The 24,784-nt window shown below is 72.0% G+C and carries 19 protein-coding genes; 8 read left to right on the top strand and 11 right to left on the bottom strand.

Features of this window, described 5'->3' with window-relative positions:
• The first annotated feature begins 97 nt into the window (after positions 1 to 97).
• Positions 98 to 922, top strand: coding sequence for a PHP domain-containing protein (locus B7K23_RS00800; RefSeq protein ID WP_084124280.1), 825 nt, complete (start codon positions 98 to 100; stop codon positions 920 to 922).
• Here B7K23_RS00800 and B7K23_RS00795 read toward each other — a convergent pair.
• Genes B7K23_RS00795 through B7K23_RS00775 form a run of 5 tightly spaced genes read right to left on the bottom strand, consistent with a single transcriptional unit; the run spans position 912 to position 7,622 of the window.
• Positions 912 to 2,522, bottom strand: a complete 1,611-nt coding sequence (locus B7K23_RS00795) for a DUF885 domain-containing protein (RefSeq protein ID WP_084124278.1) — start codon at positions 2,520 to 2,522, stop codon at positions 912 to 914. The two genes, B7K23_RS00800 and B7K23_RS00795, sit on opposite strands and share 11 nt — an antisense overlap.
• Positions 2,519 to 4,201 (bottom strand): ABC transporter ATP-binding protein, encoded by a 1,683-nt coding sequence (locus B7K23_RS00790; RefSeq protein ID WP_084124276.1) that lies wholly within the window; start codon positions 4,199 to 4,201, stop codon positions 2,519 to 2,521. The genes B7K23_RS00795 and B7K23_RS00790 overlap by 4 nt, the downstream gene beginning before the upstream one ends.
• A complete protein-coding gene (locus B7K23_RS00785; protein ID WP_084124274.1) occupies positions 4,198 to 5,115 on the bottom strand; it encodes an ABC transporter permease in 918 nt (305 codons plus the stop codon). Before B7K23_RS00785 ends, B7K23_RS00790 begins: the two co-directional genes overlap by 4 nt.
• Positions 5,112 to 6,080 (bottom strand): ABC transporter permease, encoded by a 969-nt coding sequence (locus B7K23_RS00780; protein ID WP_084124272.1) that lies wholly within the window; start codon positions 6,078 to 6,080, stop codon positions 5,112 to 5,114. Before B7K23_RS00780 ends, B7K23_RS00785 begins: the two co-directional genes overlap by 4 nt.
• A 3-nt stretch (positions 6,081 to 6,083) precedes the next feature.
• On the bottom strand, positions 6,084 to 7,622 hold the full coding sequence (locus tag B7K23_RS00775; RefSeq protein ID WP_084124270.1) for an ABC transporter substrate-binding protein: 1,539 nt from the start codon (positions 7,620 to 7,622) through the stop codon (positions 6,084 to 6,086).
• Between the two features lie 167 nt (positions 7,623 to 7,789).
• On the opposite strand from B7K23_RS00775, the gene B7K23_RS00770 reads away from it, so the two are divergent.
• Entirely contained in the window at positions 7,790 to 8,503 is a 714-nt protein-coding gene (locus B7K23_RS00770) for a DUF1028 domain-containing protein (RefSeq protein ID WP_084124268.1), read from the top strand.
• A gap of 39 nt (positions 8,504 to 8,542) precedes the next feature.
• Here B7K23_RS00770 and B7K23_RS00765 read toward each other — a convergent pair whose 3' ends face one another.
• A complete protein-coding gene (locus B7K23_RS00765; protein WP_084124266.1) occupies positions 8,543 to 9,166 on the bottom strand; it encodes a helix-turn-helix domain-containing protein in 624 nt (207 codons plus the stop codon).
• 154 nt (positions 9,167 to 9,320) lie between these two features.
• Positions 9,321 to 10,940 (bottom strand): DEAD/DEAH box helicase, encoded by a 1,620-nt coding sequence (locus B7K23_RS00760; protein WP_234996352.1) that lies wholly within the window; start codon positions 10,938 to 10,940, stop codon positions 9,321 to 9,323.
• Positions 10,941 to 11,112: 172 nt separating this feature from the next.
• Here B7K23_RS00760 and B7K23_RS00755 point away from each other — a divergent pair, with 172 nt between their 5' ends.
• A complete protein-coding gene (locus tag B7K23_RS00755) occupies positions 11,113 to 11,622 on the top strand; it encodes a gluconokinase (RefSeq protein WP_234996351.1) in 510 nt (169 codons plus the stop codon).
• A 37-nt stretch (positions 11,623 to 11,659) separates the two neighbouring features.
• Here the strand turns inward: B7K23_RS00755 and B7K23_RS00750 are convergent, their stop codons facing one another.
• Entirely contained in the window at positions 11,660 to 11,878 is a 219-nt protein-coding gene (locus B7K23_RS00750; protein WP_062200939.1) for a DUF3107 domain-containing protein, read from the bottom strand.
• Positions 11,879 to 11,928: 50 nt separating this feature from the next.
• On the opposite strand from B7K23_RS00750, the gene B7K23_RS00745 reads away from it, so the two are divergent.
• From B7K23_RS00745 to B7K23_RS00735, 3 genes are read left to right on the top strand one after another with little or no spacing between them, the layout of a single operon-like run.
• Positions 11,929 to 12,867 carry a DUF3152 domain-containing protein gene (locus B7K23_RS00745; RefSeq protein ID WP_084124262.1) on the top strand — a complete coding sequence of 313 codons (939 nt, stop codon included), beginning with the start codon at positions 11,929 to 11,931 and terminating at the stop codon, positions 12,865 to 12,867.
• 46 nt (positions 12,868 to 12,913) lie between these two features.
• Positions 12,914 to 16,114 carry an ATP-dependent DNA helicase gene (locus B7K23_RS16055; RefSeq protein ID WP_084124260.1) on the top strand — a complete coding sequence of 1,067 codons (3,201 nt, stop codon included), beginning with the start codon at positions 12,914 to 12,916 and terminating at the stop codon, positions 16,112 to 16,114.
• A complete protein-coding gene (locus tag B7K23_RS00735; protein WP_143338025.1) occupies positions 16,111 to 19,365 on the top strand; it encodes an ATP-dependent DNA helicase in 3,255 nt (1,084 codons plus the stop codon). The genes B7K23_RS16055 and B7K23_RS00735 overlap by 4 nt, the downstream gene beginning before the upstream one ends.
• On the opposite strand, the gene B7K23_RS00730 is transcribed toward B7K23_RS00735, so the two are convergent.
• Entirely contained in the window at positions 19,362 to 20,318 is a 957-nt protein-coding gene (locus tag B7K23_RS00730; RefSeq protein ID WP_084124258.1) for a phosphotransferase, read from the bottom strand. The two genes, B7K23_RS00735 and B7K23_RS00730, sit on opposite strands and share 4 nt — an antisense overlap.
• Before the next feature lie 115 nt (positions 20,319 to 20,433).
• On the opposite strand from B7K23_RS00730, the gene nudC reads away from it, so the two are divergent.
• Together nudC and B7K23_RS00720 are read left to right on the top strand one after the other, a co-directional pair.
• The gene (gene nudC, locus B7K23_RS00725; protein WP_234996350.1) at positions 20,434 to 21,357 is read left to right on the top strand and encodes an NAD(+) diphosphatase; all 924 of its coding nucleotides are present in this window, start codon (positions 20,434 to 20,436) and stop codon (positions 21,355 to 21,357) included.
• A 166-nt stretch (positions 21,358 to 21,523) separates the two neighbouring features.
• Entirely contained in the window at positions 21,524 to 23,506 is a 1,983-nt protein-coding gene (locus tag B7K23_RS00720) for an ATP-dependent helicase (protein WP_143338024.1), read from the top strand.
• 41 nt (positions 23,507 to 23,547) lie between these two features.
• Here B7K23_RS00720 and B7K23_RS00715 read toward each other — a convergent pair whose 3' ends face one another.
• Both B7K23_RS00715 and B7K23_RS15795 read right to left on the bottom strand, forming a co-directional pair.
• On the bottom strand, positions 23,548 to 24,426 hold the full coding sequence (locus tag B7K23_RS00715; RefSeq protein WP_143338023.1) for a hypothetical protein: 879 nt from the start codon (positions 24,424 to 24,426) through the stop codon (positions 23,548 to 23,550).
• A gap of 133 nt (positions 24,427 to 24,559) precedes the next feature.
• Complete coding sequence (locus B7K23_RS15795; protein WP_143338022.1) at positions 24,560 to 24,718, bottom strand: DUF5679 domain-containing protein; 159 nt, start codon at positions 24,716 to 24,718, stop codon at positions 24,560 to 24,562.
• Positions 24,719 to 24,784: the final 66 nt, after the last annotated feature.

Here is a 24,784-nt window from a genome sequence, read left to right as displayed (position 1 = left end):
AATCGTCTCATTCCGGGCCCCGCGCCCCGCACGGTCGGGGACCCGTCCCCCAAGCCCGCTGCCGCGTCGTCCGAGGCGCACGTCCTAGGGTGGCGATATGCGCATCGACCTGCACCTCCACTCGACCGTCTCGGACGGCACGGGTTCGCCCGCGCAGGTGATGCGCGAGGCCGCGGAGGCGGGCCTCGACGTGGTCGCGCTCGCGGACCACGACACGATGGATGGCTGGGACGAGGCGCAGGCCCAGGCCGACGCGAGCGGGCTGAGGCTCGTGCCCGCGATCGAGGTCTCCGCACGGCATCGCTGGGTGTCGGTGCACATGCTCGCCTACTGGCCGCGCAGGGACGATGCGGCGCTCACCGAGATGCTCGCGAGGACCCAGGAGGCCCGGGTCGGAAGGGCCAGGGAGATCGTCGAGCGCATCGCGGTCGACTACCCGCTGGACTGGAAGGACGTGGAGGCACGCGCGGGAGTGTCCGCCACGGTCGGCAGGCCGCACATCGCCGACGCCCTCGTAGAACGCGGGGCCTTCCGCACGCGGGACGAGGTCTTCGCGCACGTCCTCAAGAACGGATCGCCGTACTACGTGCCGCACTACGCGCCCGAGGTCGGGGAGGCGATCGGCGTCATCCGCGCCGCGGGCGGGGTCTCGGTGTTCGCGCACCCCGGGGCGCACGCGCGCGGGAAGACTGTCCCCGACTGGGCGATCGCCGAGCTCGCGAAGGCGGGCCTCGCGGGGCTCGAAGTGGATCACCGCGACCATGACGACGCGACTCGCACGCATCTCGCGACGCTCGCGGAGCGCTACGGGCTGCTCCGGACGGGGTCCTCGGACTATCACGGGACGGGCAAGCTCAACCGGCTGGGCGAGAATCTCACCTCGCCCGAGGTGCTCGAGGCCTTGGAGGCGCTCAGGGGCTGAGCGTGGTCGCCGCGAACGTGTCGAGGCGGACGGAGCCGAGCGCGAGAGCCCGGTCGTGGAAGGTGCGCTCGGTGATCCCCGAGGCGAGCGCGGCATCGCGCGCGTCGTGCCAGACCCTCGCGCCGATCGCGTAGGCGGGCGCCTGACCTGGCCAGCCCAGGTAGCGGTCGACCTCCGCGTCGACGAACGCGTCGGGCATCGAGGTGGACCGCCGCAGCGTCGCGCGGGCGTGGTCCCGGTCCCAGATCCCGCCGCCGCCGGGTCGCTGCAGGCCCAGATGAAGGCCGATGTCGATGACGACGCGGGCCGCGCGGAACCGCAGCGCGTCGAGCATCCCGAACCTGTCCGCGGGGTCCGGCAGCAGCCCGAGCCGGTCCATGAACGCCTCGGCGTACAGTGCCCAGCCCTCGGAATGGCCGGCGCTTCCGGCCAGCAGTGCGCGCCAGTCGTTGAGATCCCTCGCGAGCGCGGTGCCGCCCATCTGAAGATGGTGGCCAGGCACTCCCTCGTGGTGGACGGTCGTGCGCTCGCGCCACGGCGCGAAGGTGCCCGCGCCGGCGTCCGCTGGCCAGGTGATCGCGCCCGGTCGGGTCCCGTCCGGTGAGGGCGGCGTGTAGAAGGCGCCGCCGCGCTTCGCGGGGTCGATGCGCGCGGTGAGGCGGCGGAGTCCGGGCGCGACCGTGAGGTGCGTGCCCGTGACGGCGTCTATCGCCGCCTCGGCGGTCTCCTGAAGCCAGGCCGTGACACGATCCGCTCCTTCCAGGTGCCGATTCGGGTCCTCCGCGAGGACCGCGGTGGCCTCCTCGATCGAGGAGGCTCCCAGCTCGTGGGCGGCCTCTGTCTGCGCACTTGTGGCCGCGGCCAGCGCCTCGAGGCCCCACGCATAGGTCTCACGGGCATCGATCCTCATGCCCAGGTGTCGCTCCGCCGCGACGGGGTAGAGGTCGGGGCCGACTGCCGCCGATCTCCTTGCGCGCGGCAGGACCGTCTCCTCGAGCCGGGCGGCGGCGGCGATCAGGCAGCTCCGCACCGAGTCCAGCACAGCAAGGTCCTCCGCGACGCCTAGTGCGGAAGCGAGGGGTCCGTCCTCTCTCGCGAGCGCGCGAGCCTGGGCGACCAGCGTCGACACCTGCGCACGCGAGGGCGCCGCGAGCGTCGCGGTCTGATGCGCGATGGCGTCCGTCCAGTCGTCGACGGCTCTCGGCAGGCTCGCGATCAACGCGACGAGGCGCGCCTCGTCATCGCGCGTGGCGCGGGGGAGGGAACCGAGCGCCCGGGGAAGCGTGGCGAGGGGGTTCGTGACGGGATCGATCTCCGCGAGGTGAAGGCCGGCCTCGCGCTCGCCCGCGCGGAGGCGCAGGTCCGCGGCGAGGTCGCGGAGGGTGACCTCGTCCACGTCGTCCGTGGGGTCGAGGCGTGCGAGCTCCCTCAGGGTGCGCGCCGCGTGGTCCGCGAGATCCTCTCGGGGTCCGGCTCCGAGCCCGTCGAGGGTCGCGGGCCGCCTTCCCGCCACGATCGCGTCGGCGGGAGCGCACGCGAGCACACGGGAGGTCCAGCGGTCGGCGAGCGCGTCGATCGGGGTCGGGGCTCTCCCCGTCACTCGGCGGGGGCCTGGAACTGTGCCTGAGACGGCGCCTGGGACTGTGCCTGGGACTGTGCCGCGCGGGGGCGCTCGGGTGGGATCGCTGCGAGCAGCGCCTTCGTGTAATCCTCGCGCGGGGACGCGAACAGCTCCTCGGTCGGGCGATGCTCGACCGCCACGCCGCCGCGCAGCACGAGCACCTCGTGGCTCATCTGGTGCACGATCGCGAGGTCGTGCGCGATGAAGAGGTAGGTGAGGCCGAGCTCGTCCTGAAGGCGGCGCATGAGGTCGAGCACGAGCGCCTGGATGGAGACGTCGAGCGAGGCCGTCGCCTCGTCGAGGATCAGCACGTCCGGCTCGAGCGCAAGGGCGCGCGCGATCGAGACGCGCTGCCGCTGGCCGCCCGAGAGCTCGTGGGGGAAGCGATCGGCGAACTCGGTGGACAGACCCACGAGCTCGAGCAGCTCCTCGACGCGCGAGCGGCGAGCCGCCCCCGGCGCCGTGAGGCGGTGGACCATGAGCGGCTCGCCGATCGCGTCGGCGACCGAACGGCGCGGGTCGAGCGAGGAGAACGGGTCCTGGAAGACCATCGCGAGGCGCCGCTTCACGGGCGCGGCTGCCTTGCCCTTCGCCGCCAGGACGTCGTGCTCGACCGGCGCATCGTCCTCGTGTCCTGCGGTGAGTACCGCCGTGCCTCCCGACGGGGCGACGAGCCCCGTCAGCGCGCTCGCGATCGTGGACTTGCCCGAGCCCGACTCGCCGACGATGCCGAGCGTGTGGCCGCGCTTCACGGAGAACGACACGTCCTTGACCGCGTGCACGGTCGAGCGGCCCTGGGGCGTCACGATCGGGTAGTGCACGTCCAGGTGCTCCACCTCGAGCACCGTCGGCGCGTCCTCGTCGGTCGTGGGCGGGGTGAACCTGCCCACGATTGGGCGCGCGTCCAGAAGGGTGCGCGTGTAGTCGTGCTCGGGCGTGCTGAACACGTCGACGATCGGGCGATGCTCCACGATCGCGCCCTGCTTGAGGACGGCGACATCGTCGGCGAGCTGCCCGATCACGCCCAGGTCGTGACTGATCCACACGACTGCCGTGCCGCGCTGCTCCTGGAGGTCGCGGACGAGCTCGAGGATCTGCGCCTCGGTCGTGACGTCGAGCGCGGTGGTCGGCTCGTCGGCCACCAGCAGCGCGGGGTCGCATGCGATGCCGATCGCGATCATCACGCGCTGGCGCTGTCCGCCCGAGAGCTGGTGCGGGTAGGCGCCGAGGCGCGACTCGGGGTCGGGGATGCCCACGGCCTCGAGCAGCTCGAGCGCACGCGTGCGCGCCGACCGTCGGGTCATCCGACGGTGCGCCTGCAGCGGCTCGGTGATCTGGCGCTCGAGGGTGAGGAGCGGGTTCAGGGACGTCGACGGGTCCTGAAAGACGAAGCCGACCCGCGATCCGTGCACCGATCGCAGGGCCTTGGGGCCCGCGCCGACGAGCTCGAGGTCGCCCATGCGGCTCGAGCCGGACACGTGGGAGGCCGGGGCGTCGAGCAGGCCCGTGGCGGCGAGGACGGTCATGGACTTCCCCGAGCCGGACTCGCCGACGATGCCGAGCGTGCCGCCCTCCTCGACGTCGAACGACACATTCTCGACGATCGATCTTCGGCCGATCGAGACGGACAGGTCGCTGACGGTGAGCACCTTGCTCATCGGCGGGCCCTCGCTTCCATGATCGAGCGCTGCTTGGGGTCGAGGACGTCCCTGAGGCCGTCGCCGACGAGGTTGAAGGCGAGCACGGTGACGAAGATCGCCGCGCCCGGGAAGACGCTGAGCCACCACGCCTGCCCCAGGAAGGCCTGGGCGTCGTAGAGCATCCGGCCCCACGACGGGTCGGGCGGCTGGACACCGAGGCCGAGGAAGGACAGCGAGGCCTCCGACAGGATCGCGAACGCGAGTGACAGCGAGGTCTGGACGATGATCGGCGCGGTGATGTTCGGCAGCACGTGGCGCACGAGGATCGTCCGCGACGGCGTGCCCATGGTCCGCGACACCTGCACGAACGGCTCGACGCTCACGGACAGCGCGCTCGCGCGGGCGACCCTCGCGAAGATCGGCGTGTAGACGATTCCGATCGCGACCATCGTCGTCCCGATGCCAGGGCCCAGGATCGAGATGATCGCGAGGGCGAGCAGGATCACGGGGAAGGCGAACATGACGTCGACGACGCGCATCATGACGGTGTCGAACCAGCCGCCGACGAATCCGGAGACGACCCCGGCCGTGACGCCCAGCAGGAACGCGATGCCGACGGAGACCACGGCCACCTTGAGCGACACCGCGGTCGCGACGAGCACGCGTGAGAGCACGTCGCGCCCCAGGTCGTCGGTGCCGAACCAGTGCGCGCTCGAGGGGCCCTGCAGCGCGTTCGGGACGTCGATGTCGTTGATGCCGTACGGCGCGAGCGCCTGGCCGAAGAAGGCGATGACGATGACGGCGAGCAGGACGACCGCGCTCGCGACGGTCACCGGGTTGCGCAGCAGCAGCCGCCACGCGGCGATGCGGCCGGAGTCGGACGGCGCGGGCGCGGCGATGGTGGTCGAGGTCGTGTCGGTGGCGGCGCTCATGACAGGCGGATCCTCGGGTCGATGGCGGCGTAGAGGACGTCGACCAGCAGGTTGACGACCAGGAAGATCACGGCGATGAGCAGCACGGCGCCCTGGATGAGCGGGTAGTCGCGGGTCTCGACCGAGTTGTAGACGAGGCTGCCGAGGCCGGGCCACGCGAACACGACCTCGACCACGATGACGCCGCCCAGGATCGTCGCGAACTGGATGCCCGCGATCGTGAGCACGGGGATGAGGGCGTTGCGCACGATGTGGCGGAAGGTGACGATGTGCGGGGCGAGGCCCTTCGAGCGAGCGGTGCGCACGAACGGCATCGCGACCACGTCGAGCACTGCGGAGCGCACGTAGCGCGTCATGATCGCGCCGGCGACGAGCCCCACGGCGGACGCAGGGAGGATGACGTGGCGCAGCCACTCGCCTGGATCCTCGCCGATCGGGACGTAGCCCGACGAGGGGAGCACTCCGAGCGTGGCGGCGAAGACGGTGATGAGCAGCAGGCCCATCCAGAAGTCGGGGATCGATACGCCGAACTGGCTGCCGACGCGGACCACGGCGTCGGAGGGGCGGCCCTCGTGGAGTGCGGCCCAGATGCCGGCGACGACGGCGATGACGAGGCCGATGAGGATGCCGACCAGCGCGAGCGACATCGTGGCGGGAAGTCGCTCCCCGAGGAGCTGCGTCACGGGCTGGCCCGAGCGGAAGCTCACCCCGAGGTCGCCCGTGAGGGCGCTTCCCAGATAGCTGAGGAACTGGACGATCAGGGGACGGTCCAGACCCGAGGCCGCGCGCAGCGCCTCGTAGCTCTCCTCCGTGTACCGCGTGCCGAGTGCGATCCGCACGGGATCGCCGGGCACGAGCTGCAGAAGCGAGAAGACCACGATGGCCACCCCGAGCAGCACGACTGCGGAGTGCAGGAGCCTGCGGACGAGGAACCGCGTCGTCGGATGGGTCAGGACCGTCCCCATAGGTCAGCCCGCGATCTCGGCGTCGCGGAAGCGGATCGCGCCGTCGGCGCGCGCCGTGACCCCGGTCAGCTCGGGGGACCAGGCCTGGATGACGGCCGGGTTGTAGAGGTAGAGGTAGCTCACGTCGTCCGCGATCATCGTCGCGGCCTCGGCGTAGATCTCCTTGCGGGTCTCGGTGTCGGTCTCGGTGCGACCGGCCTCGAGCAGCGCGTCGACCTCGGCGTTCGAGTAGCCCTGGAAGTTGTACGACCCCTCGCTGTGGTGCTGGGCGTAGTAGTAGTCGTCAGGGTCCAGGTTGCCGAGCCACGACAGCATGAACATGTCGAAGTTGCCCGAGCCCTCCTCCTCGAGCCAGGTCGCGAAGTCGAGGGTACGGATCTCGACGTCGATGCCGTAGGGCTCGAGCTGGTCCGCGAGGATCTGGGCCGTGGTGACGGTCTCCGGGTAGTCGGAGGTGGCCAGGAAGTCGAGCGTCGCTCCGGTGAAGCCGGCCTCGTCGAAGAGCTCCTGCGCCTTGTCGGGGTCGTAGGAGTACGTGTCGTACTCGGTGAAGAACCCGGACTGCTCGGGGATCGCGAGCTGGTTGAGCACACCGGTGCCGTACGTGGTGGCCTCGAGGATGGCGTCGCGGTCGATCGCGTAGGCGATGGCCTGGCGCACGAGGACGTCGTCCCAGGGCTCGCGGTCCTGGTTGAGGGTGAGGTACCAGTAGTCGGTGCTCGGTGCGACGGTCATCTCAATGCTGTCGTCCTCGAGCAGCGTGGAGACCTGCTGGACCGGCACGGAGTCCGTCCAGTCGATCTCGCCGTTCTGGAGCGCGGTGATCGCGGTCGAACCCTCGGAGATGAAGCGGAACTCGACCGAGTCGACGCTCGGCTCGCCGCCCCAGTAGTCCTCGTTGGCGTTCAGCGTGATGTGGTCGCCGCTCGTGTACTCGGCCACCTCGAACGGGCCGGTGCCGATCGGGTTGGTCGTGATCTCGCCCGACTCGACGTTGGACTCCTCGACGATCGCCATGCCCTTGTAGCCGCCGATGAGGGCGAGCAGGTTCGGCGTCGGCGCGGACACCTCGATCTCGACCGTGAGGTCGTCGACCGCGGTCACCTCGGTGATCGCGGCGAAGCGCCACGACGGGGTGAGCGCCTCGTCGATGATGCGGTCGTACGAGTACACGACGTCGTCGGCGGTGAGCTCCGAGCCGTCGTGGAACGTCACGCCCTCGCGCAGGTGGAAGGTCCACAGGAGCTGGTCCTCGCTGATCTCCCACGACTCGGCGAGCGCCGGCTGCATCTCGAGGTTCTCGTCTGGCTCGACGAGCGTGTCGTACACGTTCTCGAGCACCTCGAACGAGAAGTACGCCGAGGTGACGTGGGGGTCGAGCTGGTCGGGCTCGCCCGCGATCGCTGCGACCAGGGTCGTGTCGCCGGCCTCGGCGGACGACGACGAGGACGCGCCGATGTCGACTGCCTCGCCGGACGAGCACGCGCTGAGCGCGAGCACGACCGTGGCGGATGCCGCCGCCAGGGTGGTGATTCTCTTCACTGTCTTCTCCCGACTTTCAATCAATATGGTGATGCCGCGATCAGTATGTGGCAGTCTGGTGTCGCAGACAACGGTCTGACGGAAGACGAAACATAGATTTCACACAGGGCGGCGCCTCGGCTCCGCCGGTCCCGACGCACCACCTACCAGGGCATCAAGGAGCCTCGATGACGTACACGGTCCTCGCGACTGACCCCGCGACCGGGGCGCTCGGCATCGCGTGCGCCACCGGCGGGCACGCCTGCGGTGCGGTCGTTCCCGCGCTCGATCCCTCGCTCGGTGTCGTCGCCTCGCAGGCCTGGGTCGACCCCGCGCTGCGAGGTGCCGTGCTGGGTGGGATGCGTGCGGGGAACGGCGTCGATGCGGCGGTGGAGGCGGCGCTCGCCGCCGACCCCGGGCGCGGCATGAGGCAGGTCGCGGCCCTGTCGATCGATGGCAGCGTCGCCTGGCACACGGGTGAGGGCTGCACTGACTGGGCGGGCGAGCGGATCGGCAGCGGCTGGATCGCGATCGGCAACCACCTGGCCGGTCCCGAGGTCCTCGACGCGGCGAGCGCGCCTCTCGCCACCCTCGGCACGCCCCACGCCGATGAGGAGGGCGAGCTGTACGTGGACGCCTCAGGCGAGCAGGTTCACCGGGTCACCCCCGGCGCGATCGCGGGCCTTGCGCGGACTCTCGTGATGTCGCTCGCCGCGGGCCAGCGCGCCGGAGGCGACAGCCGGGGTCCGCGCAGCGCGGCGCTGCTCGTCGCGATGCGCGCCGACGAGGCCGCCTGGCCGCCCGACGTGGCGATCGACCTGCGCGTGGATGACGGCGTCGATCCGGTGCGCGAGCTCGCTCGCCTTCTCGAGGCGCGCCTCACCGGCCCCGAGCGGGACTGAGGCGAGCCGGACCCCGCCGAACGGGAGCGAACCCGAGGCTCACTCCTCGAAGGGGCTCACCGCTCCGAGCACCACGGTGTCGCACTCCGCGCCGTTCGCCCACCAATGCGCGGTCGAGCATCCGTACGTCACCGTGTCGCCGGGCATCAGCTCGATGCGCCTGTCGCCGTGCTGGACGATGAGCACTCCCGTCTCGACGACCACCGACTCGGTGCCGACGTGCCGGAAGGGCGTGCCCTCGTTCGTGAAGCCCGGCGGGAGCGTGCTCCGGATCAGCTGGAGGTTCGAGCGCGAGCGCGGCGTGAGCAGCTCGCGGTGGACGCGCCTGGTCGGGTCGGTGTCCGCGTTGTCGTAGGTCGGCAGGATGTGCCGCTCGTCCGCGCGCACGACCATCGAGTCGCCGCCCGGCTCCGCGAGCAGCTGGTGCAGCGGCACATCGAGCGCGTGGCACAGGCGGTGCAGTGACAGCACCGAGGGGTTGCCGAGGCCTCGCTCGAGTTCGCTGATCAGGCCGAAGCTCACCCCCGCGCGCTGGCTCAGCGCCTGCACGCTGAGCTGCTGGCGCCGGCGCTCTCGGCGCACGTTCTCGCCGATGACCGCGACCGTGGGACCCACGTTGTCGCGGTCGTCGCTGGTCACCGCTGCGTCGCTCGAGGCCTGCATGGGTCACGAGGGTACCCGGTCGCGATCCGACGGCGCCGTTGTCCCGCATCGTCCGTGGAGCATCGTCCCTGTTCTCGCCCCACCCGGTCGGAGGACGACGAAGGCCGGGCCGCCCCTGACGGAGCGACCCGGCCTCGATGTCTGAAGTGCTGCCTTACTCGGCGGCGGGCTGCGTCTGGGGCGCCTGGCCCTCGCCGGAACCGCCGCCCGAGCCGCCGCGACGGCGACGACGACGGTTGCGCTTCGGGCGGTCGCCCTCGGCCTTCGGGGCGGCGTCGCCGGACTGCTGCGGGGCGTCGCTGCGGGGGCCACGGCCCTCACCCGAGCCGCCGCCCGAGCCGCCGCCCGAGCCGCCACGACGACGGTTGCGGTTACGGCCGCCACCCTCGCGTCCGCCCTCGGAGCGTCCGCCACGGCTGCCGCCACGGCCACCTTCGCGACGGTCGCCGCTGGCGTGCTTCTTACCGGTCTCGCCGAGGTCCTCGAGCTCCTCGCCTTCGAGGCCCTCGAGCACCTGCTTGTCCTTGGGCAGGCGGCCCTTGGTGCCGGCGGGGATGTCGAGGTCCTCGAACAGGTGCGGGGACGACGAGTAGGTCTCGACGGGCTCGGGGTAGCCGAGGTCGAGCGCCTTGTCGATCAGCGACCAGCGGGGGATCTCGTCCCAGTCCACGAACGTGACGGCGGTGCCGGTCTTGCCCGCGCGGCCGGTGCGGCCGATGCGGTGCAGGTAGGTCTTCTCGTCCTCGGGGCACTGGTAGTTGATGACGTGCGTGACGTCGTCCACGTCGATGCCTCGCGCCGCGACGTCGGTCGCGACGAGGACATCGACCTTGCCGTGGCGGAACGCGCGCAGCGCCTGCTCGCGGGCGCCCTGGCCCAGGTCGCCGTGGATGGCGCCGGCCGCGAAGCCGCGATCGCGCAGCTCGTCGGAGACCTTCGCGGCGGTGCGCTTGGTGCGTGCGAACACGACCGTGCGGCCGCGGCCCTCGGACTGCAGGATGCGGGCGACGACCTCGACCTTGTCGAGCGCGTGGGCCCGGTAGACGACCTGCTTGATCGCCTTGACCGTGGCGCCCGAGTCCTCGGGGTCGTTGGCGCGGATGTGCGTCGGCTGGATCATGTAGCGGCGCGCGAGGGTCACGACGGCGCCCGGCATGGTCGCCGAGAACAGCATCGTGTGGCGCGACGCGGGGGTCGCGGCGAGGATCTTCTCGACGTCGGGCAGGAAGCCCAGGTCGAGCATCTCGTCGGCCTCGTCGAGCACGACGGTCTTGACGTAGCGCAGGTCCAGGTGGCCCTGGTTGAGCAGGTCGATCACTCGGCCGGGGGTGCCGACGACGACCTCGACGCCCTTGTTGAGGGTCTCGATCTGCGGCTCATACGCGCGACCGCCGTAGATCTGCGCGATGCGGATCTTGCGCTTCTTCGATGCGGTCTCGAGGTCGCCCGCGACCTGCACCGCGAGCTCGCGCGTCGGTGCGATGACGACGGCCTGCGGCTTGCCCTGCGCGTCCTCGAGGCCGTCCCAGCCGTCCTCACCCGGCGCGATCGCGCGGTGGAGGAGCGGGATGCCGAAGCCGAGGGTCTTGCCGGTACCGGTCTTGGCCTGGCCGATGATGTCGTGGCCGCTGAGCGCGACGGGCAGCGTCATCGCCTGGATGGGGAACGGGGCGACGATGCCCTTCTCGGCGAGCGCCTCGACGATCAGCGGGTTGACGTCGAAGTCGGCGAAGGTCTTGTCTGCGGTCTGCACGGACGCGTGCGTGTCTGTCATGTGGTTTCCCTGCATTGGGGCGCTCCGGGGAGGCGCGATCGGTGGCAGCCGATCGCGAACTTCCTTCAGTGCGGGGCCGCCGTCTACGGGGCCCGAGCGCTTCACATGACGACCGGTCAGCCTGGTGTCGTGGACAAGTGTACCGCGAGGGCCTTTCGGCACGAATGAGGCCGTGGCTAGAGTGGGCGAGGTGCGGATCGTGGTGATGGGTGTGACCGGTTGCGGCAAGACCACCGTGGGCGCCAGGCTCGCCGACTCGCTCGGTGCGGACTTCGGCGATGCAGACGACCTCCACTCGGCTGAGGCGATCGCGAAGATGTCCCGCGGCGAGCCGCTCACCGACGACGACCGGTGGCCGTGGCTCGATCGGGTGGGGGAGTGGCTCGGTGATCGTGGCGATGCGGTGATCGCGTGCTCCGCGCTGACCCACGCGTACCGCGACAGGCTGCGAGCCGCCGCGGACGGGCTGTTCTTCGTGCACCTTGAGGCGCCCGAGCCTGCCCTCGTGCGGCGGCTCGAGGAGCGGAGCAGGACGACGGACCACTTCGCCGGGGCCGCGCTGCTCGCGTCGCAGTTCGAGGCGCTCGAGCCGCTCCAGTCCGACGAGGACGGGCTCACGATCGACATCTCCCACGCGGATCCCGCGCAGGCCGTCGACTACGCGCGCCAGGTGCTCGCGTAGAGGGGGAGGGGCGCGGCGCGCCCCCTGAGGGCCTGGATCAGGCCTCGAAGCCGACCCTGTGGCGCTCCTCCTGGCCGATCTCGACATAGCCCAGTGCATCCGCGGGGATGAGGATCCGACGACCCTTGTCCGCCGTCAGATCGAGCATCGAACCGCCGGATGCCGCGGCCACGGCCTTGGCGACCTCGTCGGCCGACATCGTGGTCTCGAACGAGAGCTCACGTGCGACGTTGCGCACACCGATCCTGATTTCCACCTGGCACCTCCGAGTACGGCGAAGACGTTTCCTGGCCCTATCGTAGGGGGATGACACGCGAGCGCCGGGGCCTGTTCGCGCGCAGTGGAATCGACCCGCTCACGCCGGTCAAGGTGCTTCTCGTCGTCGTCCTCGCGTTCGCGATCGGCGTCGGCGCGGGCTGGTTCTCGACGCAAGTGCCGGGCTACTACCGCGGTCTCACCGAACCCGAGCCGAGCCACTCGCCGTCGGTCACCCCGAGCCCGATCCCCAGCCTCTCCGTCGAGCCGTCCGCGCAGCCCGCGATCGCGCGCGACCTCGACACGGACGATGCGGAGGCCGGGATCGTCGACATCGACGTCCCGTACCGCGCCGAGGAGACGTTCACGGCCGTCGCTGGCACCGAGGAGGCCTCCGGGGACGCGCTCGCGACCCGATGGGTCCGCATCGAGGTCGAGGACGGGCTCGACGTCAACGCGTACAAGCTGTCCGAGTTCGTGATGGACACGCTCAACGACAATCGCGGGTGGGGCACGGACAACACGATCGAGTTCCTGCGCACGGACGGCGTGCCGGACGCACGCATCGTGATCGCGAGTCCTCGCACCGCGGCGGCGCTGTGCAGCGACCCGCGTTCTGGCCTCGCGTCGGGGCCCGTGGTCGAGGGCTCGGTCGAGCCGTCGCAGTCGGCGGACGAGGACCTCGACGTCGACAGCGTCGCGTCCTCGTGCGCGGCCGCCGGCATCATGGTCGTCTCGCTCTACGACTGGACCGCGGGTGTCGAGTCGTACGACGATGCGCGTCAGGACTCGCGCCGCTATCTGCTCACCCACTTCGCGGGAACCCTCCTCGGCCACAGCCAGGAGAAGTGCGGCAAGGGTCTGGCCAGCGTCATGGTGGACCAGGCGTCGATGAAGAAGTCGTGCAAGGTGAACCCGTGGGCGTACCCCGACGCCGATCCGTCGCCGTCCGCCGGGCCCGCGGCCTCCGCGTCGGCGGCGTCCTCCTAGCGAGTCTCCCGGCGTCCTTGTCGGACGCGCATGGTGGGATGTCTCCATGAGCGCGACCGGAAGCATCGCCCCCGCCCTCGTCACCTCGCCACCCCCTGCCGAGCCCGCGCTGGACGCGGGTCAGTCCGAGGCACTCGCTGCGGTGGGTGCCGCGACCGGCGATGTGGTCGTCACGGGCGGCGCGGGCACAGGCAAGACGACGCTCGCGGTCGCGCTCGCCGCCGAGGCGGTCCGGTCGGGTCTTCCCGCGCGCCGACTCCTTGTCCTCGCGGCGACGCGCCAGGCCGCGGCAACGCTGCGCGATCGGGTGGCCCACGCGATCGCGGGTCCCCTCGGTCAGCCGGTCGTCCGCACCGCCGCGTCAGCGGCATTCGAGGTGCTCGCGAACGAGGCGACCGCGCTGGGGATGCCCCGACCCTCGCTGATCTCCGGCGCCGAGCAGGACGTCATGCTCCACGACCTCCTCAAGGGGCATGCGGATCCGAGCGTGGCCTCGCTCGACTGGCAGGGGGTCGTGCCCGCGGACGCGGCACTGCTGCCCGGCTTCCGTGAGGAGCTGCGGAACCTGCTCATGAGGGCCGCGGAGCGCGGGGTCCTGGCCGACGAGCTCGCGCTGCTCGGGAAGCGGTGCGCGAGGCCGGAGTGGCAGGCCGCCGCTCGCCTCTACGAGGAGTACGACAACGTCCTGGCGCTCGGCACGACGACGGTCGACCAGGGCGACCGCTTCGATCCTGCGGCTGTCGTGTCCAGGGCGACGGTGGTGCTCGAGGAGTGGGACGAGATCGTCGGTCCCGACGCCCCGAGGCCGTCCTGGGACCTCGTCATCGTGGACGATGCGCACGATGCGACCGCGGCGACGTTCTCCTTCCTGAGGCGCCTCTCCCGCGACGGCGCGCGGCTCGTCCTGCTGGGCAACGCCGACGAGTCGGTCCAGGGCTACCGAGGGGCTGTTCCCGACACTCTCGCTGAGGTGGCTGGCGCAGCCGAGGTGAGAATCGAGCTCACCGCGGACCATCGTCAGCCACCCGCGCTGGCGGCGGTCAGCGCACGCGTCGCCGAGCGCATCGGGGTGAAGGGGGCGGCCTCGGCCCGCGGCGCCGTGCGCGCCGCCGCCTCCGGCGAGGCCGAGGAGGCGCCGGTGACTCTCCTCACCGCGCCGCATCGCTACGCGCAGTCTCGTGCGATCGCCGCCGAGCTGCGGCGGTCCAGGCATGGCTTCGACGGGCCACAGGTGCCGTGGGGACGCATGGTCGTGATCGCGCGCTCGACGTCGCTGCTGCGCTCGCTGCGATCCGACCTGCTCGCTGCGGATATCCCGTGCGAGGCGCTCGGCGAGGGGACTGCGCTTCATCTCGAGCCTGCGATCCAGCCGCTGCTCACTCTGCTCAGGGTGGCCCTGGGCGAGCAGTGGGACGAGGAGAAGGCGCTGACCGTCCTCGGCTCGCGGCTCATCGGCCTCGACCCCGTGGCGCTGCGTCGACTGCGCAGGGCACTCGTCCGCGAGGAGCGCGCGGGTGGCGGGGCCCGCTCGAGCGTCGAGCTGCTCGTCGAGGCGATGGCGGACGCGGCGCGGTGGGCCTCGCTCGACGGCCCGGAGGCGCGCCAGGCCGAGCGGGCCTCGCGTGCGGCGGCGGCCGCGGCCGAGCGCATGGCGCAGCCCGGGGCGAGCCCGGGCGCCGTGATCTGGGCGGCCTGGGCGTCGCTCGACGTGGCCGAGAAGTGGCGCGAGGCGGCGCTGGCGGGCTCGGCCAGGGACGACGCCGACCTTGACGCGGTGATCGCCGTGCTGCGAGCGGCGCAGACGTACTCGGAGCGACTCCCGAACGCGCCGATCGCGTCGTTCCTCGAATACCTCGAGAGCCAGGACTTCGCGGCCGACTCGCTCGGCGCGCAGGGCCGCTCCCCGGACGCCGTCTCCTTCTGCACTCCGGCCTCAGCGGCCGGCCGCGAGTGGGACCTCGTCGCGATCGCCGGCCTGGAGGAGGGAGTGTGGCCGAACCTGCGGCTGCGGGACTCGGTGCTGGGCGCGCAGACACTCGCCGAGGTGCTCGACGCTGGCGGGCTCGCGTCGGAGGAGGCATTGAGCCTCGCGAGGGGGCCGCGCGACCTGCACGCGGCGCGTCGGGCGGTGCTGGACGATGAGACTCGCGCGCTCCTGGTGGCGGTGACCCGGGCTCGCACGCGGCTTGTCCTCACCGCGGTCGAGGACTCCGAGTCACAGCCGTCCCGGTTCCTCGCGCTCGTCGGCGACGCCGCGGGAGTCGAGCGCCGCAGCACTGCAGGCGCGCGAGGGGTCGCGGACCTCCGGGCGGCCATCGGCTGGCTCAGGTCGGAGGGCGTCGCGGCGGCCGCGGCGCTTGCCGAGGATGCCGAGGACGCCGCGGCGCTCGCGAGGCTCGAGGGAGCGGCCGCGCAACTCGCCGATCTCGCCGCGCGCGGCGTCGCCGGCGCGGATCCCCGGCACTGGCACGGCGTCGCCGGTCCGTCCACGGAGGAGCCGTTCTGGGAGCCCGACGCGCTGGTCAGGGTGTCCCCGTCGAGGATCGACTCGATACGCACCTGCCCGCTCAAGTGGGCGCTCGAGTCCGCAGGCGGCACCACCGAGAGCACCGACGCCCAGAACATCGGCCTGCTCGTCCACGAGATCGCCGAGGCGTTCCCCGAGGGCGGCGAGTCCCAGATGATGGCGATGCTCGACGAGCGCTGGGCCGAGATCGGTGGCCGCGAGACGTGGGTCGAACGGGAGACTTACTCCCGGGCACGGGACATGGTGAGGCGCCTCGCGGGCTACCTCAGGGACGCTCGAGCCGATCGGGTGCTGCTCGAGCAGGGCTTCAAGGTCGAGTTCGGTCGCGCCATCGTCTCCGGCCTCGCCGACCGTGTCGAGGTCCATGGGAACGAGGCGCGGATCGTCGACCTCAAGACCGGGCGGACCGTCTCGGCCGCGGAGGCCGAGGATCACGGTCAGCTGATGATGTACCAGCTCGTCGCGGGCAGCGGTGCGTTCCCCGGGGTCGATCGGGCCTCGGACGCCGCGCTCGTGTTCGTCGGCGGCTCCACGCAGAGCGCGAGCGTCCGCAAGCAGTCACCGATCGATCCGCAGGCGGCGCGTGAGGTGCTCGACGACGCGGTCGCGGAGATGACGGGCGCGACCTTCTCCGCACGACCCAACCCCATGTGCGACCACTGCCCGGTCCGACGGTCGTGTCCCGCTCACGCGGCAGGAAGGCAGGTCAGCGGCTCATGACCACCCCGGACACGACGACCCCCGGGGTCGTGATCCCGCAGCATCGTTCCGCGCTCGAGCTCGCGCAGATCATCGATCCGGGGAGGACCCCCACGGACGAGCAGCTCGCCATCATCGGCGCGGGCGTCGAGCCGACGCTCGTGGTCGCGGGAGCCGGGTCGGGCAAGACCGAGACCCTGTCCATGCGGATCGTCTACCTGCTCGACCACGCCGACGAGCTGTTCGGGCGCCCGATCAGCCCCGACGAGATCCTGTGCCTCACGTTCACCCGCAAGGCCGCGGCGGAGATCGCGGAGCGCGCCGACGAGCGCATCTCCCGCGTCTGGGACAGATTCACGGGGTCGGACGGCCAGGAGAGCCTGCTCCGCGATCCCGAGCGGCCGTCGCCGACCGTTGCGACGTACAACGCCTACGCAGCCGCGCTCGCGGCCGAGCACGGGCTGCGTGTCGGTGAGGACCCGGACTCGACCGTGCTGACGGATGCGGCGCTGTGGCAGCTCGCCTCGCGCACCCTCGAGGAGTGGACGGCGAACCTCGACACCGACAGCGCGGTGGGAACCGTGCGCTCGGCCCTGCCCCGCCTGTCCGCGCAGCTGCGTGAGCACGGCGTCTCGACGGCACGGCTGCGCGACTTCCTGGACGACATGAGCCGGACGTTCGAGGCGCTTCCCAAGAAGCCAGGCGACGCGGCGCCCTCACCGATGACGAAGACCCTCTCGGGAAGGATCAAGGCGGTCCGCAACCTGCGAGCGATGGCCGACCTCGTCGACGACTATCGCGCGCGCAAGCACGCGGGGGCGCTTCTCGACTTCTCCGATCAGGTCGCCATCGCCGTCGAGCTCGCGGCGCTTCCGCCAGTGAGGGCGGCCGAGCGTGCGCGCTTCCGCGCGGTGCTCCTCGACGAGTTCCAGGACACCTCCCCGGCGCAGCTGCGCCTCTTCGTCGAGCTGTTCGGCACCGACCACCCGATGATGGCCGTCGGCGACCCGAACCAGGCGATCTACGGCTTCCGCGGCGCCTCGGCGGCCGCGCTCGAGGATTTCAAGGGCCTGCTGGACGCGAGGGACGCCTCCCTCACCGTCTCCTGGCGCAACGAGGCGAGCGTCCTGCATGCCGCGAACGCCTCGGTGGACCCGCTGCGAGAGGCGACGACCGTGGACGTCAAGCCGCTCGTCTCCAGGGGGGAGCACCTCGGCATGGCCGAGCCGACACGCGCGACGGCCGGGGTGACGGCGCACATGGCGGCGACGCTCGATGACGAGGCGCAGCACGTCGTCGACTTCATCCTGGCCCGCAGGGACGAGCTCGGGCATGGGCCCGAGCACATCGTCGAGGCCGCCGTGCTGTGCCGGCGGAGGGCGACGATCCCCGGCATTGTCGACGCGCTCGCCGCCCGCGGCGTCGACTACGAGGTCGTGGGGCTCGGAGGCCTGCTGGACACCCCCGACGTCGCCGACCTCGTCGCGCTGCTCGAGGCCGCCCACGACCCGTCCAGGGGCGACTCGCTCATGCGCCTGCTCACCTCCGAGCGCGTGAACCTCGGGCCGCGCGACCTCATGGCGCTCCAGGACTGGGCCGAGCACCTCGCCGGGCCTCGCGCGACCCGCGAGGGGGGCGCGAGCATCGTCGACGCGCTCGCGCAGGAGGCGCCGCCTGGCTTCGCCACCGACGGGCGCGCCCTGACCCAGGAGGCACGCGGCCGGCTGCGCTCGCTCCAGCGTGCGATCGATCAGATCCGCCAGCACACGTACCTCCCGCTGACCGAGCTCATCGCGTTCACCGAGCGCGTGTGGGGCCTCGACATCGAGGCCGACGTCGCGAGCCCCGACGGGCGCATCCGCCGCAACGTCGACGCGTTCCTCGACGCGGCGCGCAGCTTCGCGCAGGGCGCCGAGCACGCCACGCTCGGCGCGTTCCTGCAGTGGCTCGATGCCGCCCGCAGCGAGGAGCGGGGCCTCGACGCCCCGGTCAAGGAGCCCGAGCCGGGAGCCGTGCAGATCCTCACTGTGCACGCCTCCAAGGGTCTCGAGTGGGACGTCGTCGCCGTGCCTGGCGCCGTCGAGGACGCCTTCCCCTCGGTCACGCGCTCCAAGGGCGCATGGCTCTCGGGCGACCCGGAGGTCCCCTGGGAGCTGCGGATGGACGCGCGATCGCTCCCGGTCTGGGACTGGCGCGACGCAGGGGATCACAAGGGACTCGCTGACTCGATCGACGAGTTCCGCGAGCGCGCGGGGGCACACGCCATCGACGAGGAGCGGCGGCTGTTCTACGTCGCGCTCACGCGCGCCCGCAGCCATGTGCTCGTCTCCGGCTCCTGGTACACGGAGGGCAAGAAGGCCAGGCGTCCTTCCCTGTTCGTGGACGAGCTGCGGGAGGAGGGCATCGTCGCCGACGACGGCTGGGCCCCCGAGCCCGAGGACGGTCAGGATCCTCCCGCGCCGCTCGTGGAGGAGGGCGTGTGGCCCCGGCCCGAGACCGCGCCCCAACGCCACCGCCGCGCCCTCGCTCGCCGCGTCGTCGAGGCCGAGCCCGGGGTGGTGCCCGACGGGGCCGCGCTTCCCCTCGCGGACGAGCTCGCGGCGATGCTCGCGGAAGGCGCGAACCGACGCGGCGGCGGCGCCGAGATGCCCTTGCCCGCGCACCTGTCCACGTCCGCGCTCGTGGCGATGCGCCGCAGCAGGGATGACTTCGCGCGGCAACTGCGCCGACCGATTCCCCAGGAGCCGACGTTCGCCGCGCAGCGCGGCTCGGCCCTGCACGCCTGGATCGAGTCCCGCTACGGGCAGACCGCGCTGTTCGACGAGGATGACCTAGGCCCCGACGAGCAGGGAGCGGTCGATCTCGAGGAGCTCAAGCGGATCTTCGAGGCGTCCGAGTGGGCGAGCCGCGTGCCCTCGGACGTCGAGGTGGATGTCGAGCTGCCGGTCGGGGGCGTGTCGGTGCGCTCCCGGATCGACGCGGTCTTCCCCGCGGGAGGAGGACTGGATCGGATCACGGTCGTCGACTGGAAGTCGGGTCGGCCCCCTCGAGACGAGCACGAAAGGGCCGCGCGCGAGGTGCAGCTCGCGATGTACAGGCTCGCGTGGGCAGAGCGCACGGGTCTGCCGCTTGACGAGATCGACGCGGCGTTCTACTACGTCGCGGCCGACGTGACGGCGAGGCCCGCACGGCTGCTGGACAGGGGAGAGATCGAGGACCTCATTCGTGGTGGCGCCGCTCCGGACTCCCAGGCGAGCGAGGCCGCGCGCTAGGAGCCGGGCTCGGGATCCTCGTCGTCGGCATCCGGCTCGTCGAAGAGCAGCGCCTCGAGATCGGCGAGCATGCCCTGGCCGTCGGCGACGATCGCCTCGTCCTCGGTGCGCACCCCGTACATGAGCCAGCGCAGCAGCGCGGTCTCGGAGGACAGCCGCGCGCGGTCGAGAAGGTGGGGGTCGCGGGTCTCGCGCCGCGCCATGCCGTAGGCCTCCATCACGGAGTCGAGCACGTCCTCCGGCGCGGAGGCGACGAGCCACGCAAGGTCGTCCGCCGGGTCCGCGACGCGCGCGTCCATCCAGTCGACGATGCCGGAGATCTGTCCCTCGCGGACCAGCAGCTGGTGCTCGCCCATATCGCCGTGCACCACGGTGGGCTCGAAGCGCCACCACGACACGTCCTCGAGCTGGTGCTCCCAGCGGTCCGCGAGGCGCGGTGGGACGAGGCCCGTCTGGACTCCGGCGTCCAGCTCGGCCAGCCTGCGGGTCCTGTGCTCCTCGGCCGAGTACGACGCGAGCCCGAGGTCCTCGACCAGCTGCGTCGGCAGCTCGTGCACGGACGCGAGCGCCCTGCCGATCGACGCGGCGAGCCCTGGGCCACCGACGACCTCGGCGAGCACGAGGGGAGCTCCTGGCGCCTCCTTGTAGACGATCGCGCGGCCCTCGCCGTCGGACAGCGTCGCCGCTCCGGCCGGCAGGGGGACCGCGAAATTGACGAGCTCCGCGTCCTTCGCCCTGGCCAGAGCCTGCAGCAGTCCGCGCTCCGCCTCGAGCGCCGCGCCGGCGGCGGCGCGCCTGGGCGCGCGCACGACCCAGCGTCGGCCGGTGGCGTCCTTGACGACGACGACATCGAAGTCGGCGTCGGTGTGCGGGGACCGGAGGACGTCGTAGACATCCAGCCCGGGAACCGCGACCGACGCCAGCGCCGCGAGGGCGAGCGGTGAACGAGGCACGCCCTCACATTAGGACGAACCAGGCATCATCGCCATGCTCCACGCCGTGGGGGCCGCGTCGCGCGACCGCCGGACGCCTCGCGGAGCCGGTCCGGCGCGGGAGTACGGTGGAGCCGTGAGCGACCCCTGGAGCAGGCCCGATCCCCTCATCGTCGACCGCGCGGCGGAGCTGCGCGATGGATTCGACCCCGCCGGCGCGACCGCGATCGTCGTGACGGAAGGCCGTCTCCTGACCTCGGCCGGGCGGCTGGTCGAGCTCCCGCCAGGAGCGCACCCGGATGCCGCGTTGACCCTGTACCTGGGGCGCGAGGCGGAGCGCGACCTCGTCGCGATCGTGCCGGCGGACCCGTCGTTCGCGGACGGTTACGACGGCATCGGCGGCGAGCGGCTGGTGGGGCTCAGGGATCTCCTCAAGCCGTTCTCCGAGCGAGGCGCCGAGGGCGTCCGCGACCGCGAGCTCGGGGCAACCGCCGTCGCGCTCGAGCAGTGGCACGCCGCGCACGGCCACTGTGCGCGGTGCGGCGCGGCCACGGAGCCGATCAAGGGCGGCTGGGTGCGACGCTGCCCGGTCGACGACCGCGAGCACTATCCCCGCGTGGATCCCGCGGTGATCGTCGCGATCGCCGACCCGGAGGATCGCCTGCTGCTGGCCCACGCCGCGCACTGGGGCCCCCACCGCTTCTCGATCCTCGCGGGCTACGTGGAGCCGGGGGAGACGTTCGAGCAGGCCGTGCATCGCGAGGTGTGGGAGGAGGCGCAGGTGCGGCTCACCGAGGTGAGCTACGCGGGCTCGCAGCCCTGGCCCTTCCCCGCGTCGGTGATGGTGGGCTTCACTGCGCGCACCGACGCGACGAGCCTCACCGTGGACGGCGTCGAGATCACCGAGGGCAGGTTCGTCTCTCGCGAGGAGATCGTCGCGCTCGTGGCCGACGGCGAGATCGTCCTCGCGCCGCACGGCTCGATCGCGCGAAGGCTCATCGAGGCCTGGTTCGGAGGCCCGATCCAGGACCGCGTCGCGGACGAGCACATCGACGTCTGACCCGGTCCGGCTCCGCCGTTCGCCCGCCGCCTCGGTGCGGCCCGCATCGTCCCTGCCCGGCGTGCTCAGCGAGCCGCATCGTCCCCGTGGCGGGCCCGCTCCCGCGTCGTCCCCAGCCCAGGGCGACCGGCAGGAGATGTCGGTCCCTGCTGACACAATGCCTGTGATGTCAGCCGACCAGATCCTCGAAGCGCTCGACCCCGAGCAGCGCGAGGTCGCCACCGCCCTCCATGGGCCCGTGTGCGTCCTCGCGGGCGCCGGCACGGGCAAGACCCGCGCGATCACCCACCGCATCGCCTACGGCGTGCGCGTCTCGGCGTACAACCCGCAGTCCGTGCTGGCCGTGACGTTCACGGCGCGCGCCGCGGGAGAGATGCGACAGCGCCTGCGTGCGCTCGGCGCTGGCGGTGTCCAGGCGCGCACCTTCCACGCGGCGGCCCTCCGCCAGCTGAGCTACTTCTGGCCGCAGGCGGTCGGGGGCCAGATCCCTCAGCTCGTCGAGCACAAGGCGCCGCTCATCGGCCGCGCCGCGCGTCAGGTTGGGCTGAGCCTCGACCGGCTCGCGGTGCGCGACCTCGCGAGCGAGATCGAGTGGGCCAAGGTGTCGCTCGTCGCGGCCGACGACTACGTGCGGGTCGCCGCGGACCAGGGGCGCCCCGCTCCCGCGGGCCTCGACCGGCTCCAGGTGGTCGACGCGATGCGTGCCTACGAGGAGGCGAAGACCGACGCGGTGGTGCTCGACTTCGAGGACATCCTGCTGCTGCTCGCCGACATCATCGGCCGCCACCCCGAGGTGGGGGACACGATCAGGCGCCAGTACCGCCACTTCGTGGTCGACGAGTACCAGGACGTCTCGCCGCTCCAGCAGTTCCTGCTCGACCAGTGGCTCGGCGGTCGTGAGGACCTGTGTGTGGTCGGCGACCCCGCGCAGACCATCTACTCGTTCGCAGGGGCGACGCCGCGCCACCTGCTCGAGTTCTCCCGCAGGTACCCGGCGGCGCAGACGGTGAAGCTGGTCCGCGACTACCGCTCCACGCCCCAGGTGGTGAACCTCGCGAACGGACTGATGGCGCGCCGCGGCGCGGCCGGCATGGGGGTCGAGCTCGTCGCTCAGCGGCCCTCGGGTCCCGCGGTCGGATTCAAGGCGTACCCGGACGATGCGGCGGAGGCCGCGGGGGTCGCGGACGCCGCCCAGTCGCTCATCGCCTCGGGAGTGCCCGCGAGCGAGATCGCGATCCTGTACCGCATCAACAGCCAGTCGGAGCTGCTTGAGGAGGCGCTCGCCGAGCGTGGCATCGGCTACCTGGTGCGCGGCGGGCAGCGGTTCTTCGATCGCGACGAGGTCAAGCGAGCGATGGTCCTGCTGCGCGGCGCCGCGGTCGCACCGGACGATGCGCCCCTGGGCGAGCAGGTGCGCTCGACGCTGTCGGACGTGGGCTGGGCAGAGCAGCCTCCCGCCGAGCGGGGCGCGGTGCGCGAGCGATGGGACAACCTGCAGGCGCTGGTGCAGCTCGCCGACGACCTGGACTCCGACGCCGGGGGTCAGATGACGATGCGTGAGCTCGTCGAGCACCTGGTCGAAAGAGCTCAGGCGCAGCACGCGCCCGCGGTCGAGGGCGTGACGCTCACGACCGTCCACGCCGCGAAGGGCCTCGAGTGGGACGCGGTCTTCCTCGTCGGCTGCTCGGAGGGGCTCATGCCGATCTCCATGGCCGAGACGGACGAGGCGATCGAGGAGGAGCGCCGCCTGCTGTACGTCGCGATCACGCGGGCGCGCGAGCACCTGTCGCTGTCGTTCGCCCGCGCCCGCCGCGAGGGTGGCAAGGCGACGCGCAAACGCACGCGCTTCCTCGAGCGCTGGTGGCCCGACGCGGCGCCCGCGCGCGCGCCGCGACGCTCGAACAAGGCCGAGCTCGCCGAGCTCGATGTGGACCAGCTCCGTCTCTTCGAGGCGCTCAAGCAGTGGCGCTACGCGATCGCGCAGGAGACGGGCAAGCCCGCGTTCACCGTGCTCGTCGACGCGTCGCTCGTGCAGATCGCGCGCGATCGGCCCGGCACGCGAGGCGATCTGGCGAAGGTCAACGGGGTCGGGGCCTCGAAGCTCGAGAAGTACGGGCTCGACATCCTGGAGATCGTCGCGGAACACTAGTTGTTGTGGCGCGGTGCATGTGAGCCACGCGTCGGCCGCGGCTACTTTGCCGTGCCCGTGCCCGTGCCCGTGCCCGTGCCTGCGGCTCCGCAGCCGCAGTCGGGGCGAGGCACGACCTCCGCGAGGTGAGGAGCCTGGCCGATGTCGAGGCGCCAGGCCTCGTTCGACGGACCGCCGCCGCGCAGCGCCCTCACGATCAGGCGCGCCGCTGCGGCGACGATGTCGGGGACGACCTCGGGCACCGGGCGCGGGCGTCGTCCCGCGAGCTGCTCGAGCAGGATCGGCCAGGCGGGGTCGGCCTCCGTGCGCTCGAGCGCGAGGCATCGTCCGCACGCGGTCTCGCCCGGCACCACGAGGGGCCCGACGGTCGCCCCCGCCTCGTCCACGCTGATCAGCAGGTGGGGGAGCCCGTCGTGCTCCCAGCGGGTGGTGGTGTGCCGGGGCGTGCCACCGAGTGAGATCTGCACCGCGAGCGTGGGATCCGACGGATCGACGACGGCTGCGTGAGGGAAGCGCTCCCGCACCGCCCATGCGGCGCCTCCCGCGCACGTGGAGACGAGCGCGCGGCGCGGGAACAGGTCGGGCTCGTCGTGGACGGGTCGGCGATCGGCAAACGCGACGGCCACGCCCGTGGCGGCGAGGGCGGCGCCGAGCTCGAGACCGATCCGGCCCGCGCCATGGATCGCGACGATCCCCTCGGGTGGAGCGGCCTCCTCGATCAGCAGGCCCGCGTCCGTCAGTCGCACACCGGCTTCGCCGAGCAGCGCGCACCCGTCGGCGCCGAGCGAGGCGCTCTCCGCGGCGATCACGAGGGGCCGTGCCTCCGCGCTCAGCTCCTCGAGCAGTAGCGGCGCGGCCGTGCCCACCTGGGTGCGTCCGTCCGGGCGGGCGAGCACCGGTGCGCAGGGTGCGAGTCTCATCTCACGATGCTCGCATCGCGCGTGGCGCGCGGGGCGGTTCTCCACAGTGCCGTTCGCGAGACCGCGGCCCGGACGCGAAGAAGCGGGCCGCCCCGTGAGGGGCGACCCGCTTCTTTCAGGTTCGGTGGGGCGCTTACGCCTTGCCGAGGATGCGGTTCAGCTTGGTGCCGCACTCGGGGCAGACGCCCTTCGCCATACGGCGGTCGTTCGAGACGACGACGTTGCCCTCGGCCTCGCGCTTGGTCTTGCACTTGACGCAGTAGAACTCGCCCTGCCACTTCTCGTCGGCCATGAGTCCCTCCTCTTCGTAAGGCGCGGCTGGTCGCCGCGCGTCGATCGGTCTCGTGGACCCTTCGCA

Source organism: Demequina sp. NBRC 110054, assembly GCF_002090115.1.
Classification (GTDB): Bacteria; Actinomycetota; Actinomycetes; order Actinomycetales; family Demequinaceae; genus Demequina.
Note: the sequence above shows the minus strand (reverse complement) of the source record. Positions and strands in the feature narration are given on the sequence as shown.